Origin of the sequence: Pseudomonas rhizozeae (assembly GCF_031583775.1) — a bacterium.
In the GTDB taxonomy this organism is placed as follows: Bacteria; Pseudomonadota; Gammaproteobacteria; order Pseudomonadales; family Pseudomonadaceae; genus Aquipseudomonas.
In genome coordinates this window covers 120,080-135,397 of sequence record NZ_JAVLSB010000069.1, presented here as the reverse complement: position 1 = coordinate 135,397, position 15,318 = coordinate 120,080, and the positions used below count along the sequence as shown (strand labels likewise).

Genomic DNA, 15,318 nt, shown 5'->3' with positions numbered 1-15,318 from the left:
CTCCACGGGGTTCTACGGAAAGCCGTGAAGTCTACCGGTCATGCGCACTAATTTACAGAGGCGCGACAGCTTATGACGACGAAGCGACAGAATCTGTCGAGCGCGCGACGATGACCGTGCGGTCAGGACGTCGCCGCCGGGTTGGATGCCGTAGTGGCTGGCGGGGTGGTTTGCGGGGCGACCTTCTCGACCGGCGCACCTCGCTCCAGGCGCACCGCGACCCGACGATTCTTCGCCCGGTTGGCGGCATTGGAGTTTGGCACCAATGGATAACGCTCACCGTGAAAACGCACGGTAATCTGCGACTCCTGGACGCCGTTGGCCTTGAAGAAATCCACCACCGCCAACGCACGTCGACGCGACAGCTCACGGTTGGTCAGGCGATTGCCGCTGTTGTCGGAGTGGCCATCGAGTTCGATGTGATTGACCGTCGGATCGGCCTTCATGAAGTCCAGCATCACTTGCAGCTTGGCCCTGGCTTGCGAGTCGAGCTCGATGCCTTCGCCGGGGAAGCCGATTTCGGACTGCCTGATCTGCTCGAAATTCTTCGGCAGCAGCTTGGCGACGCAACCCTGATAATCGTTGTAGGCCTTGCTGAAGCGTACCGGCAACAACCGCACTTCCGACACGCGACCGTCCTCGGTGCTGCGCCGCAGCACCGGGCTGCGCCCATCCATCAAGCCGCTGATCAGGCGCCCGGCCTGTACTTGAGAGCTGTTGAACAATACGTCGCCGCTGCCGAGCCGTACCGAGCCGAGGTTGATGTCGCCGCGGCCCGGTTGCCAAGGCGCGGCGGCGGCCAACAGCGTGGCCGAACCGCCGCCCATCATCGGGTTGTAGGCCTTGAGCCGGAATGTCGCCTGCTCGCCGGCGCGGCGCACGAACTCTCCGGTACCGAAATCAGTGATCGGCTGCGTCAACCGGCATTCAAATTTGTCCCCTTCGACCGTCCACTCGATGCTCTCCAGACGGGTCTGGAAAGTGAGCGCCATCGCGGGAAGGCTGGCAAACACACTGAGCAAGGCTAAATAACGCTGGCGCACGGGAGGCTCCACTGGCTTCTACAACAAAAAGACCGATACAGATGTTTACGGCATACCTATTGGATATCGGTTGCTTCCTACAAAACTTGATAGCGAGTGCCTGAGAGAGTCTTTTCCGGTAGCATTCCCCTCAGTTTGACCCGCCTGGAATCCCCTCATGTCCGACCGCCTGACCCTGCTGCGTCCCGACGACTGGCATATTCATCTTCGCGATGGTGCCGTGTTGCCCAATACCGTGGCCGATGTCGCGCGCACCTTTGGTCGCGCCATCATCATGCCGAACCTGGTACCACCGGTGCGGAACGCCGCCGAAGCCGACGGCTATCGCCAGCGCATTCTCGCCGCCCGCCCCGCCGGCAGCCGCTTCGAACCGCTGATGGTCCTGTACCTCACCGACCGCACCCAGCCCGAAGAAATTCGCGAAGCCAAGGCCAGCGGTTTCGTCCACGCCGCCAAGCTGTACCCGGCCGGCGCGACCACCAACTCGGATTCGGGCGTCACCAGCATCGACAAGATTTTCCCGGCGCTGGAGACCATGGCCGAAGTCGGCATGCCCCTGTTGATCCACGGTGAAGTCACCCGTGGCGATGTCGACGTGTTCGACCGCGAGAAAATCTTCATCGACGAACACATGCGCCGCGTGGTCGAGCGTTTCCCGACCTTGAAGGTGGTGTTCGAACACATCACCACCGGTGACGCCGTGCAGTTCGTCAACGAGGCTTCGGCCAACGTCGGCGCAACCATCACCGCGCATCACTTGCTGTACAACCGCAACCACATGCTGGTGGGTGGGATTCGGCCGCACTTCTATTGCCTGCCGATCCTCAAGCGCAACACGCACCAGGAAGCCCTGCTCGACGCCGCCACCAGCGGTAGCGCGAAGTTCTTCCTCGGCACCGACTCGGCGCCTCACGCCCAGCACGCCAAAGAGGCCGCTTGCGGCTGCGCCGGTTGCTACACCGCTTACGCGGCGATCGAGCTGTACGCCGAAGCGTTTGAACAACGCAACGCGCTGGACAAACTCGAAGCCTTCGCCAGCCTCAACGGCCCGCGCTTCTATGGCCTGCCGGTGAACACCGATCGCATTACCCTGGTTCGTGAAGAATGGACCGCCCCCGCCAGCCTGCCCTTCGGCGAGCTGACTGTCATCCCGCTGCGCGCCGGTGAAAAACTGCGCTGGCGCCTGCTGGAGGAACACGCGTGAGTGAAGACCATTTCGACGACGAACAGGATGGCCAAGGCGGCGGAGGTGGTTCGCGCCACCCGATGGCCGCGCGTTTTCGTGGCTACTTGCCGGTTGTCGTCGACGTTGAAACCGGTGGTTTCAACTCGGCCACTGACGCCTTGCTGGAAATCGCTGCCACCACCATCGGCATGGACGAAAAAGGCTTTGTATATCCCGACCACACCTACTTCTTTCGCGTGGAACCCTTTGAAGGCGCCAATATTGAAGCGGCGGCGCTGGAGTTCACCGGGATCAAGCTCGATCATCCGCTGCGCATGGCAGTGAGTGAAGAAACCGCGCTGACCGATATCTTCCGTGGCATCCGCAAGGCACTGAAGGCCAACGGCTGCAAACGGGCGATTCTGGTGGGCCACAACAGTAGCTTCGACCTCGGCTTCCTGAACGCCGCCGTCGCGCGCCTGGACATGAAACGCAACCCGTTTCACCCGTTCTCCAGCTTCGACACCGCAACCCTCGCCGGCCTCGCCTACGGTCAGACCGTACTGGCCAAGGCGTGCCAGGCTGCCGACATCGACTTCGATGGCCGTGAAGCACACTCCGCGCGGTACGACACCGAGAAGACCGCCGAGCTGTTCTGCGGCATCGTCAATCGCTGGAAACAAATGGGCGGCTGGGCTGATTTCGACGACTGAAGCGTCGCCGACTGAATCCAGCCCGTAAAAAAAACCGGCCATCAAGACCGGTTTTTTTTGCCTGACGCGTGGCTTACAGCTTGCCAGCGTTCTCGGTCAGGTAAGCCGCAACACCTTCGGTGGAAGCGGTCATGCCTTTGTCGCCTTTTTTCCAGTTGGCCGGGCAGACTTCGCCGTGCTCTTCGTGGAATTGCAGGGCGTCGACCAGACGGATCAGCTCTTCCATGTTACGACCCAGCGGCAGGTCGTTGATGATCTGCGAGCGAACCACGCCTTTGTCGTCGATCAGGAAGGCACCACGGAAGGCCACGCCGTCAGCGGACTGCACGTCGTAGGCTTTCATGATGTCCTGCTTGATGTCGGCGGCCATGGTGTACTGGACCTGACCGATCCCGCCGTTGTTGATCGGGGTGTTACGCCAGGCGTTGTGGGTGAAGTGCGAGTCGATCGACACGGCAACCACTTCAACGTTACGCGCCTTGAAGTCAGGGATGCGGTGGTCCAGGGCGATCAGCTCGGACGGGCAGACGAAAGTGAAGTCCAACGGGTAGAAGAACACCAGGCCGTATTTGCCTTTGATAGCCGACGACAAGGTGAAGCTGTCGACGATTTCGCCATTGCCGAGGACGGCGGGTACGGTGAAGTCAGGGGCTTGTTTGCCTACGAGTACGCTCATGGATATCTCCTGGTGTGATGATTGAAGGACGGGCACTTGAGGCTGTCACAATGACGCGACAGCTGCGTGACGGTGCCCACTTCGCAAGGACCGACCATCATACACTGCACATTTGCCCTGTCTTTAACGGATTTCCCCGGGCCGTGAAAAAATCCGCGACTTGGAATTCTCTTCTAAAGCAGCAGCTTAGAAAAACCGTTCATCGACAGGCGGAAATACCTTCTCAAAGCACTTTGACAATCATTCTCGTTAACATTAAGATCCGTCGCAACTGAGCCATAACCCAGCGACGGTTTTCCTTTATGTATGTCTGCCTCTGCACTGGCGTCACCGACGGACAAATCCGCGATGCAATCTACGAAGGTTGCTGCAGCTACCGCGAAGTACGCCAAGCCACCGGCGTCGCCAGCCAATGCGGCAAATGCGCTTGCCTGGCCAAGGAAGTGGTTCGCGAAACCCTGACCAAAGTCCAGACCGCCCAGGCAGCGATTCCATATCCCGTCGAATTTACTGCCGCCTAAATACCTGAATTCAAAGAACCGGACTTAGTGTCCGGTTTTTTTATGCCTTTAAATCAACTGTTTACGCTCAAGACGCGGAACACAAACATTCTTATTCCGATTAATTTTCATTTATTATTCAATAACTTAGGTTTGACACTTGGAATTACGCGGCTCAAACTCCGGCTTATAGACAGCTATTAAAGGGCAGGACCCCATCATGAAAGGCGACATTACAGTCATCCAGCATCTCAACAAGATCCTTGCCAATGAACTGGTCGCGATCAACCAATACTTCCTGCATGCGCGCATGTACGAAGACTGGGGTCTGAACAAGCTGGGCAAACACGAGTACCACGAGTCCATCGACGAGATGAAACACGCGGACAAGCTGATCAAGCGCATCTTGTTTCTTGAAGGCCTGCCGAACGTCCAGGACTTGGGCAAGCTGCACATCGGTGAGCACACCCAGGAGATGCTGGAATGCGACCTGCGTATCGAGCGCACCGGTCATGCGGATTTGAAGGTCGCGATCGCCCATTGCGAAACCGTCGGCGATTTCGGCAGCCGTGAACTGCTGGAAGACATTCTCGAATCCGAGGAAGAGCATATCGACTGGCTGGAAACCCAACTAGGCCTGATCGACAAAATCGGCATCGAGAACTACCTGCAATCGCAGATGGGCGAAGAGTAAGTCAGCGCCCGCTGAACGCCAGGCATTAAAAAGCCCCGCCTCTGTTAAGAGTGCGGGGCTTTTTGTTGGCCGGGCTTCAGGCTGACCTGAAACCCTAACCCGCCAATCAGGCTTCAGTCTTGTTTGCGGCAGCGGCTTCGACAGCAGATTTGATGGTGCTTTGCAGCGACCCATCAGCGTGCATCTCGGTAATGATGTCGCTACCACCGACCAGCTCGCCACCGACCCACAGTTGCGGGAAAGTCGGCCAGTTGGCGTATTTAGGCAGGTTGGCGCGGATTTCCGGGTTCTGCAGGATGTCCACGTAAGCAAACTTCTCGCCACAGGCCATCACTGCCTGTGCGGCTTTCGAAGAGAAGCCACACTGTGGGGCATTCGGCGAGCCTTTCATGTAAAGCAGAATGGTGTTGTTGGCAATCTGCTCTTTAATCGTTTCGATGATATCCATGGAGCACCTCGGCTGAACTTTCCGACGCTGGGGTCGGCACGGTGGCGCATTGTAACGGAAACCCGAGCGCCATGCTCGGTCTCCCCGACAGACATGCCTACGCGGCTGCCACGGTGACTGGCACGCCATTGAGCGCTGCGTTGCCCGATAACTCGTCGAGCTGGCGCTCATCGGTCAGGTCATTGGCACTCGATCCGGGCTGGCCGCTGGCAATGGTCATCCGTACGCCCGGGCGCGCATGCCCCCAACCGTGGGGCAGGCTGACCACGCCGCGCATCATGTCCAGGCTGGCCAGCACTTCTACTTCAATTACCCCGACCCGTGAGGTCACCCGCACCCGTTGGCCGTCGGCAAGGCTACGGCTGAGCAAATCCTCTGGGTGCATCAGCAACTGATGTCGGGGCTTGCCCTTCACCAGCCGATGGAAATTGTGCATCCACGAATTATTGCTGCGCACGTGGCGCCGGCCAATCATCAGCAACTCATCGGCGGCCGGTGCTTGCAGTTCGGCGAAACGCGCCAGGTCGGCGAGAATTTCCGGCGGCGCGGCCTGGACACGCTGGTTAGGGGTTTTCAGGCGAGATGCCAGGTTCGCCGTGAGCGGCCCCAAATCGATCCCGTGCGGATGTTCGGCCAGGGTCGCCAGGGACAATCCGTATTCCGACCCATCGCCGTAGACGCCGCCACGCAACCCGCGCTCAATCATTTGCGCCGGGGCGATGGTCGGTTTCAGCTCCTTGCCGGTGCGCGCAGCAAAGGCTTGGGCCAGGCCGACGAAAATCTCCCAGTCGTGCAGCGCACCGTCGGGCTTGGCCAGGATCGCGCGGTTGAAACGGCTGACGTTGCGCACCGCGAACATGTTGAAGGTGGTGTCGTAGTGATCGTTTTCCAGCGCCGAGGTCGACGGCAGAATCAGGTCAGCGTAACGCGTGGTTTCGTTGATATAGAGGTCGACGCTGAGCATGAACTCAAGGCCATCGAGCGCCTGCTCCAGTTGCCGGCCGTTGGGCGTCGACAGCACCGGGTTGCCCGCCACGGTGATCAGCGCGCGCACTTGGCCATCGCCCTCGGTGAGCATTTCTTCGGCCAGCGCCGACACCGGGAACTCGCCGCCGTATTCCGGCCGCCCCGACACCCGACTCTGCCACAGGTTGAAATGCCCGCCAGAGGTGGTCGCCACCAGGTCCACCGCCGGAGTCGTACACACCGCGCCGCCGATCCGATCAAGGTTGCCGGTCACCAGGTTGATCAACTGCACCACCCAGTGACACAACGTACCGAACGCCTGGGTCGACACTCCCATGCGCCCGTAACACACCGCCGTCGGTGCTGCGGCAAAGTCGCGGGCCAACTGGCGGATTTGCTCCGCCGGCACTGCGCACAAGGGGCTCATGGCCTCGGCACTGAAGCTCGCCACGGCCTGGCGCACTTCGTCCAGGCCATCCACCGGCAAATGGCTGTCGCGGGTCAGGCCTTCGGCGAACAGCGTATGCAGCACGCCAAACAACAGTGCCGCGTCGCCGCCGGGCCGTACAAAAATATGCTGGTCGGCGATCGCTGCGGTTTCGCTGCGGCGCGGGTCGACCACCACCACTTTACCGCCACGGGCCTGGATGGCTTTCAGGCGTTTCTCGACATCCGGCACAGTCATGATGCTGCCGTTCGACGCCAGCGGATTGCCGCCGAGGATCAGCATGAAATCGGTGTGGTCGATGTCCGGGATCGGCAGCAACAGACCATGGCCGTACATCAGATAGCTGGTGAGGTGATGCGGCAGTTGGTCTACCGAAGTCGCGGAGAAACGATTACGGGTTTTCAACAGGCCGAGAAAGTAATTGCTGTGGGTCATCAGCCCGTAGTTGTGCACGCTGGGATTGCCCTGGTACACCGCGACGGCGTTCTGCCCGTGGCGTTCCTGAATCGCCGCCAGGCGCTCGGCCACCAAGGTAAATGCTTCATCCCAAGCGATCGGCTGCCACTCGCTGCCGATACGCAACATCGGCTGGCGCAGGCGATCCGGGTCATTCTGAATGTCTTGTAGAGCCACTGCCTTGGGGCAGATGTGCCCCCGGCTGAAGCTGTCCTGATGGTCGCCCTTGATCGAAGTGATCTGTACGCCGGCGCCTTCGGTGGCTTCGGTTTCGATGGTCAGGCCGCAAATGGCCTCGCACAGGTGGCATGCACGGCGGTGAAGAGTCTTGGTCATGGCCAGTCTCTGTTTTATTCGTGGCGGACAATCACGGCCGCGGGAACAAAACTATGGCGCCACACCCGGCGTCACGCCAGCGACGTTCGTCTTGTGAATCGGGGGGCATCAGGCCAGCCGATGGCTCGCCGTCAGGGATGCGGTAAGCCTGGTGGCGCCTGCAACTGGATTTCCTGGACGGTCTCGATCTGCTCATGGGCGACATGCACACCCGTGAGCTCACCGATCAGCCGCCAATGCTCGTCGAGGCCGGCGCTGATGGTCGCCATGCGATCGATCATCCGCCGCCCGGCGGCTTTGGTCACTTCGTCATTGCTGCGCAACAATTCAAAGGACATCGAGGTCATTGAAGCAGTGAGGTGGGTCAGTGAGCGGGCCGTGAGGCCAAGTAATTCCATTAATTGCTGTTCTTTCGATTCCATCGGGAGGCTTCCTGCGTCGCTCGTGTTTTATTTATAACCCAGCGGTTTGCATTAGCAAATGTTTCAGACCAGACACCTTCGCGCCGAGTTGCATTGCGCGACCCGCGAAAAATCGATCAGTACCGCAGCGCTCGCGTTGCGGCCGATTGCCAAGCCTGTCGGGGCCAGTGTACAAAGACCGGGCTGCTGTCTGGAAACCGGCTTCAAAAGCGCTACTGCCCATCCCCCGTAGCCCCTCTGAAATCCCCGAAAAACCGTAGCCCTATTGGTAAGACGCGACATTTAATTATAAGATCGCGCCTTCCCCTATTTCGTCGCCCCGTGCGGCTTACGCCGCAGGTCTCGCCCGTTGTTCCGTTAAACAAGGCTTTGAGCATCTGCGGTTTGTAGCAAAAAGGTAGTCAATGATGAGCGCAAGGCACTTTCTCTCCCTGATGGATTGCACGCCCCAAGAGCTGGTCAGCGTCATCCGTCGAGGCATTGAGCTCAAAGACCTGCGTAACCGCGGCGTACTGTTCGAGCCCCTGAAAAATCGCGTGCTGGGCATGATTTTCGAAAAGTCCTCGACCCGCACTCGCCTGTCCTTCGAGGCCGGCATGATCCAGCTCGGTGGCCAGGCGATCTTCCTCTCGCCCCGCGACACCCAACTGGGCCGTGGCGAGCCGATCGGCGACTGCGCGATTGTCATGTCGCGCATGCTCGACGCGGTGATGATCCGTACCTTTGCCCACAGCACGCTGACTGAGTTCGCCGCCAATTCCCGGGTACCGGTGATCAACGGCTTGTCCGATGATTTGCACCCGTGCCAGTTGCTGGCCGACATGCAAACCTTCCTCGAGCACCGTGGTTCGATCCAGGGCAAGACCGTGGCCTGGATCGGCGACGGCAACAACATGTGCAACAGTTATATAGAAGCGGCAATCCAGTTCGACTTCCAGTTACGCATCGCCTGCCCCGAGGGCTACGAGCCCAACCCGGAATTCCTGGCCAAGGCCGGTGATCGCGTGACCCTCGTCCGCGACCCTGCGCTCGCCGTCAGCGGTGCGCACTTGGTGAGCACCGACGTCTGGACCTCCATGGGCCAGGAAGACGAAACCGCCAAGCGCCTGGCGCTGTTTGCCCCGTACCAGGTCACCCGCGCCCTGCTCGACCAGGCCGATGCCGAGGTGCTGTTCATGCATTGCCTGCCGGCGCACCGTGGCGAGGAAATCAGCCTCGACTTGCTCGATGACCCACGCTCCGTGGCTTGGGATCAAGCGGAAAACCGTCTTCACGCACAAAAGGCCCTGCTCGAGTTTCTGGTCGAGCCGGCGTACCGCCCGGAATGACTCAGCCTCTATTGCTCAACCTGCGCAACCTCGCTTGCGGCTACCAGGACCAACGCGTGGTGCAGAATCTCAATCTGCACCTGAACGCTGGCGATATCGGCTGCCTGCTGGGCTCATCAGGATGCGGCAAGACCACCACCTTGCGCGCCATCGCCGGTTTCGAGCCGGTGCACGAAGGCGAGATCCAGCTCGGCGGCGAAACCATTTCCAGCGCCGGTTTCACCCTGGCGCCGGAGAAACGCCGGATCGGCATGGTGTTCCAGGACTACGCGCTGTTCCCGCATCTGAGCGTCGCGGAAAACATCGGTTTTGGCATTCGCAAGCATCCGCAGAAAGATCGCGTCACCGAAGAATTGCTGGAGCTGGTCAACCTGACCAACCTCGGCAAGCGCTTTCCCCATGAGCTGTCCGGCGGCCAGCAACAGCGCGTGGCCCTCGCCCGCGCACTGGCGCCGGAACCGCAACTGCTGCTGCTGGATGAACCGTTCTCCAACCTTGACGGCGAACTGCGGCGCAAGCTCAGCCATGAAGTGCGTGACATCCTCAAGGCCCGCGGCACCAGTGCGATCCTGGTGACCCACGACCAGGAAGAAGCCTTTGCCGTCAGCGATCATGTCGGCGTCTTCAAAGAGGGTCGCCTGGAGCAATGGGATACGCCCTACAACCTCTATCACGAACCGCTGACGCCCTTTGTCGCCAGCTTCATCGGCCAGGGTTATTTCATTCGTGGGCAGTTGCAGAGCCCGGAATCGGTACAGACCGAACTCGGCATCTTGCGCGGTAACCGGGCCTACACCTGGCCAATCGGAGGCGCGGTGGATGTACTGCTGCGGCCCGACGATATCGTCCACGCGCCAGACAGCGATTTGAAAGCGCGGATCGTCGGCAAGACCTTCCTCGGCGCGTCTACCCTATACCGTCTGCAGTTGCCGACCGGCGCCCAGCTGGAATCAATTTTCCCCAGCCATGCCGATCATCAGGTGGGAGCAGAGGTAGGAATTCGCGTGGCAGCGGAGCACCTGGTGTTGTTCCAGGCCTCCGGCAGCACAGCGGCGCATCTGCCTGTGGTGGAAAACGGCGTTCGCCGTTACAGCACCGCTAGCTGACAGCACCGAATAAACCTGTGGGAGCGAGCCTGCTCGCGAAGAAGTTATGCCAGTCGCCAACGCTGTTGACTGATACACGCTCTTCGCGAGCGGGCTCGCTCCCACACTGTTTTCGCAGGGCTCAAGCCCGCCCAATATCTGCAAACTGCGCCTGGGTGTGCTCAGCCAACACGGCTGCCGCCAGTTCAACCTCAAGGCCCCGACGCCCGGCGCTGACGAAAATCGTCTCGAAGCCCTGCGCGGACGTATCGATAAACGTGCGCAAGCGCTTTTTCTGGCCCAACGGGCTGATCCCGCCCAGCAAGTACCCGGTGGCACGCTGCGCGGCCGCGGGGTCGGCCATCTCGACCTTCTTGACCCCGGCCGCGTGTGCCAGCCCCTTCAGATCAAGACTTCCGACCACTGGCACCACGGCCACCAGCAACTCGCCTTTCTCGCTGGCGGCGAGCAAGGTCTTGAACACCCGTGTCGGGTCGAGGTTGAGTTTTTCCGCGGCTTCCAGCCCATAGGACGCGGCTTTCGGATCATGCTCGTAACTGTGCACACGGTGGGTGGCGCGGACTTTTTTCAACAGGTCCAATGCGGGGGTCATGGCGGCTCCAGGCCTGGTAGTGACACAAACGGATGGCGCGATTCTAGGGGATGGCGCGGCAAAAGGCTCCTGGGGCAAACTGCCGGTTTGGGCCTGACGCGACGCACCGGTGTGGATTAAACGCTTGTAACCGCACCGATGTTCACTTTCGACCTTTGACAGCACCGTTCCTTGTCTATATTTTTTCGAATCTGAATACAAATGAAAACAGGGCCCACCCGATTTCGTCCAAGGCAATCGACATGACCGATCTTCAGAATAAGAACTACATCATTGCCCTCGATCAGGGTACGACCAGCTCCCGCGCGATCATCTTCGACCGCGACGCCAATGTGGTCTGCACCGCCCAGCGCGAATTTGCCCAGCACTACCCGCAAGCCGGCTGGGTCGAGCATGACCCGATGGAAATCTTTGCCACCCAAAGCGCAGTGATGGTTGAAGCCCTGGCCCAGGCCGGCTTGCATCACGATCAGGTGGCGGCCATCGGCATCACCAACCAGCGTGAAACCACCGTAGTCTGGGACAAAAACACCGGCCGGCCGATCTATAACGCCGTGGTCTGGCAGTGCCGGCGCAGCACCGAGATCTGCCAGCAACTCAAGCGCGATGGCCACGAACACTACATCAGCGAAACCACGGGTCTGGTCACCGACCCGTATTTCTCCGGCACCAAGCTCAAGTGGATTCTCGACCACGTCGAAGGCAGCCGTGAGCGCGCACGCAATGGCGAACTGCTGTTTGGCACCGTCGACAGTTGGCTGATCTGGAAATTTACCGGTGGCAAGGTCCACGTCACCGACTACACCAACGCGTCGCGCACCATGCTGTTCAATATCCATACGTTGGAGTGGGACGCGAAGATGCTCGAGCTGCTCGACATCCCCCGCGAAATGTTGCCAGAAGTTAAAGCGTCGTCGGAAATCTACGGCCGGACCAAAAGCGGCATCGCCATTGGTGGCATCGCCGGTGACCAGCAGGCTGCGCTGTTCGGCCAGATGTGTGTCGAGGCGGGCCAGGCGAAAAATACCTACGGCACCGGCTGCTTCCTGCTGATGAACACCGGCAAAAAAGCCGTGAAATCCCGGCACGGCATGCTCACTACCATCGCCTGCGGGCCGCGCGGTGAAGTGGCGTACGCGCTGGAGGGCGCCGTGTTCAACGGTGGTTCGACAGTGCAATGGCTGCGTGACGAACTGAAGATCATCAACGATGCCCACGACACTGAATACTTCGCCGGCAAGGTCAAGGACAGTAACGGCGTGTACCTGGTGCCGGCGTTCACAGGGCTCGGCGCGCCGTACTGGGATCCCTACGCCCGTGGCGCGCTGTTCGGCCTGACCCGTGGCGTACGCGTCGACCACATCATCCGTGCCGCGCTGGAGTCGATCGCCTACCAGACCCGCGACGTGCTCGACGCCATGCAGCAGGATTCCGGCGAGCGCCTCAAGGCATTGCGTGTCGATGGCGGCGCGGTGGCCAACAATTTCCTGATGCAGTTCCAGGCCGACATCCTCGGCACCCAGGTCGAACGCCCGAAAATGCGCGAGACTACCGCCCTCGGTGCCGCTTACCTCGCGGGCCTGGCGTGTGGCTTCTGGGGCAGCCTGGAAGAGCTGCGTGGCAAGGCAATGATCGAGCGGGAATTCGCGCCGACCCTGGACGAAGCCGCCAAGGAAAAACTCTACGCTGGCTGGAAAAAAGCCGTCAGCCGCACCCGCGACTGGGAACCCCACGAAGACGCGGAATAACCCGCGCCTCACGCCGGAAAAAGGTTGTAACTGGTCGGGAACAGATTCGTACGGCATCATGGGCAAATTTTGTACGGCAGCCCAAAGGACGCCCCATGAATCTGCCTCCCCGTCAGCAGCAAATCCTCGAGCTGGTCCGCGAACGCGGCTATGTCAGCATCGAGGAGATGGCTCAGCTGTTCGTTGTGACACCCCAGACCATTCGCCGCGATATCAATCAGCTTGCAGAAGTGAATCTGCTGCGCCGCTATCACGGCGGTGCGGCATACGATTCAAGCGTGGAAAACACCGCATACGCGATGCGTGCCGACCAGATGCGCGATGAAAAGCAGCGGATCGGCGAGGCCATCGCCAAGCAGATTCCCGACCACGCCTCGCTGTTCATCAATATCGGCACCACCACCGAATCCATCGCCCGCGCGCTGCTCAACCACAATCACCTGAAGATCATCACCAACAACCTGCACGTCGCCTCGATGCTCAGCGCCAAAGACGATTTTGACGTGCTGCTGACCGGCGGCAATGTCCGTCGCGATGGCGGCGTGGTGGGTCAGGCGAGTGTCGATTTCATCAATCAGTTCAAGGTCGACTACGCGCTGGTGGGCATCAGCGGGATTGACGAAGACGGCAGCCTGCTCGATTTCGATTATCAGGAAGTGCGGGTGTCGCAAGCGATCATCGCCAACGCCCGACAAGTGATCCTCGCCGCCGACTCCAGCAAATTCGGGCGCAACGCCATGATTCGCCTAGGCCCTATCAGCCTCGTCGATTGCCTGGTCACCGATCAGCAACCGGTCCCGGCCCTGGCCCAACTGCTTGCACTGAACAAAATCCGCCTCGAAGTCGTGTAAAAGCAAGCCCCCTGTGGCGAGGGCGCTTGCTTGTGGCGAGGAAGCTTGCTCCCGCTGGGCTGCGAAGCAGCCCCCTGCACCTCCCACCTAAAATGTTCGAATATTTTCCTTTCCCGCCCTTTCGATGAGTATTTTCAATCGAATGCGACTGGCTGCGCCCGACTTAATAGGCTACTATTTTCGCAAATGAACATTTATGTTCGAAATCAATACCGAAAATGAACGCCCGAGGCCTGCCAATGCCCCCTTCCAGCCAGACTCCACCGCTTGCCGAGATCTACGATGTCGCCGTTATCGGTGGCGGAATCAATGGTGTGGGCATCGCCGCAGACGCCGCCGGGCGTGGTTTATCGGTGTTCCTTTGCGAAAAGGACGACCTCGCCAGCCACACGTCTTCGGCTAGCAGCAAATTGATCCATGGCGGCCTGCGCTACCTGGAACATTACGAATTTCGCTTGGTGCGCGAGGCCCTGGCCGAACGTGAAGTGCTACTCAAAAAAGCACCGCACATCGTCAAGCAAATGCGGTTCGTGTTGCCCCATCGCCCGCACTTGCGCCCAGCCTGGATGATCCGCGCCGGTCTGTTTCTCTACGACAACCTCGGCAAGCGTGAACAACTGCAGGGTTCGAAAAGCCTCAAGTTCGGCGCCGACAGCGCGCTCAAAAGTGAGATCACCAAAGGCTTCGAATACTCCGATTGCTGGGTTGACGACGCCCGTCTGGTAGTACTGAATGCCATGGCCGCCCGGGAAAAAGGCGCGCACATTCATACGCAAACCCGTTGCGTCAGCGCACGCCGTACCCAGGGCTTGTGGCACTTGCACCTGGAACGCGCCGACGGCAGCCTGTTTTCGATTCGCGCCAGGGCGCTGGTCAACGCGGCCGGTCCGTGGGTCGCCAAGTTCATCCGTGATGACTTGAAAATGGAATCGCCCTACGGCATTCGCCTGATCCAGGGCAGTCACCTGATCGTGCCGAAGCTGTACGAAGGCGAACACGCGCACATCCTGCAAAACGAGGATCAGCGCATCGTTTTCACCATTCCGTACCTCAATCATTTCACCCTGATTGGGACCACCGACCGCGAATACACTGGCGATCCGGCGAAAGTCGCGATCACCGAAGGCGAAACCGATTACTTGCTCAAAGTGGTCAACGAACACTTCAAGAAACAGCTCAGCCGTGAAGACATCCTGCACAGCTACTCCGGCGTGCGGCCGTTGTGCAACGACGAATCTGACAACCCGTCAGCAGTGACTCGCGACTACACCTTGGCATTGTCCGGCGGCGCTAAAGAAGCACCGCTGCTGTCGGTGTTCGGCGGCAAGCTGACCACTTACCGCAAGCTTGCCGAGTCAGCCCTGGCGCAGTTGGCCCCGTACTTCCCGCACATCAAGCCAAGCTGGACCGCCACGGCCACTCTGCCCGGCGGCGAGGACATGACCACGCCACAAGCCCTGTGCGCGCTGATCCGCGACAAGTACGACTGGGTGCCCAACGAAATCGCCTGCCGCTGGGCCACCACCTACGGCAGCCGCACCTGGCGCATGCTCGAAGGCGTGCAGAACCTCGGCGACCTCGGCGAACACCTGGGTGGCGGCCTTTACACTCGGGAAGTCGATTATTTGTGCAGCGAAGAATGGGCCATCAGCGCTCAGGACATCCTCTGGCGCCGCAGCAAATTGGGGCTGTTTACCACTCCGGTGGAACAGGAACGCTTGCAGCACTACCTGGCCACAGTGCAACTGAATCGCAGCAAAATTGAAGCGGCTTGATTGACTTGACCTGAATGAACGAAAGCCTCTGAATCCGACGATTCAGAGGCT

15 protein-coding genes are annotated in these 15,318 nt (G+C 60.0%); 9 read left to right on the top strand and 6 right to left on the bottom strand.

Annotated features, from left to right (window positions below; translation table 11 throughout):
* Positions 1 to 122: 122 nt before the first annotated feature.
* Entirely contained in the window at positions 123 to 1,043 is a 921-nt protein-coding gene (locus RG836_RS24190) for a flagellar protein MotY (RefSeq protein WP_310850211.1), read from the bottom strand.
* Between the two features lie 157 nt (positions 1,044 to 1,200).
* Between RG836_RS24190 and pyrC the strand changes: the two genes are divergently transcribed.
* Together pyrC and rnt are read left to right on the top strand one after the other, a co-directional pair.
* Positions 1,201 to 2,247: a dihydroorotase gene (pyrC, locus tag RG836_RS24185; protein ID WP_310850210.1), complete on the top strand. Its 1,047-nt coding sequence runs from the start codon at positions 1,201 to 1,203 to the stop codon at positions 2,245 to 2,247.
* On the top strand, positions 2,244 to 2,921 hold the full coding sequence (rnt, locus tag RG836_RS24180; RefSeq protein WP_310850208.1) for a ribonuclease T: 678 nt from the start codon (positions 2,244 to 2,246) through the stop codon (positions 2,919 to 2,921). Before pyrC ends, rnt begins: the two co-directional genes overlap by 4 nt.
* A 73-nt stretch (positions 2,922 to 2,994) precedes the next feature.
* Here rnt and RG836_RS24175 read toward each other — a convergent pair whose 3' ends face one another.
* Positions 2,995 to 3,597, bottom strand: coding sequence for a peroxiredoxin (locus RG836_RS24175; protein WP_310850206.1), 603 nt, complete (start codon positions 3,595 to 3,597; stop codon positions 2,995 to 2,997).
* Between the two features lie 302 nt (positions 3,598 to 3,899).
* On the opposite strand from RG836_RS24175, the gene RG836_RS24170 reads away from it, so the two are divergent.
* A complete protein-coding gene (locus tag RG836_RS24170) occupies positions 3,900 to 4,118 on the top strand; it encodes a bacterioferritin-associated ferredoxin (RefSeq protein ID WP_310850204.1) in 219 nt (72 codons plus the stop codon).
* Positions 4,119 to 4,317: 199 nt separating this feature from the next.
* Positions 4,318 to 4,791 carry a bacterioferritin gene (bfr, locus tag RG836_RS24165; protein ID WP_310850202.1) on the top strand — a complete coding sequence of 158 codons (474 nt, stop codon included), beginning with the start codon at positions 4,318 to 4,320 and terminating at the stop codon, positions 4,789 to 4,791.
* A gap of 106 nt (positions 4,792 to 4,897) precedes the next feature.
* Here bfr and grxD read toward each other — a convergent pair whose 3' ends face one another.
* From grxD to RG836_RS24150, 3 genes are all read right to left on the bottom strand, one after another.
* Entirely contained in the window at positions 4,898 to 5,239 is a 342-nt protein-coding gene (gene grxD / locus RG836_RS24160) for a Grx4 family monothiol glutaredoxin (protein ID WP_310850199.1), read from the bottom strand.
* Positions 5,240 to 5,336: 97 nt separating this feature from the next.
* Entirely contained in the window at positions 5,337 to 7,445 is a 2,109-nt protein-coding gene (locus RG836_RS24155; protein WP_310850198.1) for a molybdopterin oxidoreductase family protein, read from the bottom strand.
* Positions 7,446 to 7,576: 131 nt separating this feature from the next.
* Entirely contained in the window at positions 7,577 to 7,867 is a 291-nt protein-coding gene (locus RG836_RS24150) for a hypothetical protein (RefSeq protein ID WP_310850196.1), read from the bottom strand.
* Positions 7,868 to 8,274: 407 nt separating this feature from the next.
* Between RG836_RS24150 and argF the strand changes: the two genes are divergently transcribed.
* On the top strand, positions 8,275 to 9,195 hold the full coding sequence (gene argF, locus RG836_RS24145; RefSeq protein WP_310850195.1) for an ornithine carbamoyltransferase: 921 nt from the start codon (positions 8,275 to 8,277) through the stop codon (positions 9,193 to 9,195).
* Positions 9,192 to 10,301, top strand: coding sequence for an ABC transporter ATP-binding protein (locus RG836_RS24140; protein WP_310850193.1), 1,110 nt, complete (start codon positions 9,192 to 9,194; stop codon positions 10,299 to 10,301). Before argF ends, RG836_RS24140 begins: the two co-directional genes overlap by 4 nt.
* A 121-nt stretch (positions 10,302 to 10,422) precedes the next feature.
* Here the strand turns inward: RG836_RS24140 and ybaK are convergent, their stop codons facing one another.
* Positions 10,423 to 10,893 (bottom strand): Cys-tRNA(Pro) deacylase, encoded by a 471-nt coding sequence (gene ybaK, locus RG836_RS24135; RefSeq protein WP_310850191.1) that lies wholly within the window; start codon positions 10,891 to 10,893, stop codon positions 10,423 to 10,425.
* Between the two features lie 242 nt (positions 10,894 to 11,135).
* Between ybaK and glpK the strand changes: the two genes are divergently transcribed.
* The 3 genes from glpK (at position 11,136) to glpD (ending at position 15,267) form a co-directional block, all read left to right on the top strand.
* Positions 11,136 to 12,641, top strand: coding sequence for a glycerol kinase GlpK (gene glpK / locus RG836_RS24130; RefSeq protein ID WP_310850189.1), 1,506 nt, complete (start codon positions 11,136 to 11,138; stop codon positions 12,639 to 12,641).
* A gap of 95 nt (positions 12,642 to 12,736) precedes the next feature.
* Positions 12,737 to 13,492, top strand: a complete 756-nt coding sequence (locus RG836_RS24125; protein ID WP_310850187.1) for a DeoR family transcriptional regulator — start codon at positions 12,737 to 12,739, stop codon at positions 13,490 to 13,492.
* Between the two features lie 239 nt (positions 13,493 to 13,731).
* Positions 13,732 to 15,267, top strand: a complete 1,536-nt coding sequence (gene glpD / locus RG836_RS24120; RefSeq protein ID WP_310850185.1) for a glycerol-3-phosphate dehydrogenase — start codon at positions 13,732 to 13,734, stop codon at positions 15,265 to 15,267.
* The last annotated feature ends 51 nt before the right edge of the window (positions 15,268 to 15,318 follow it).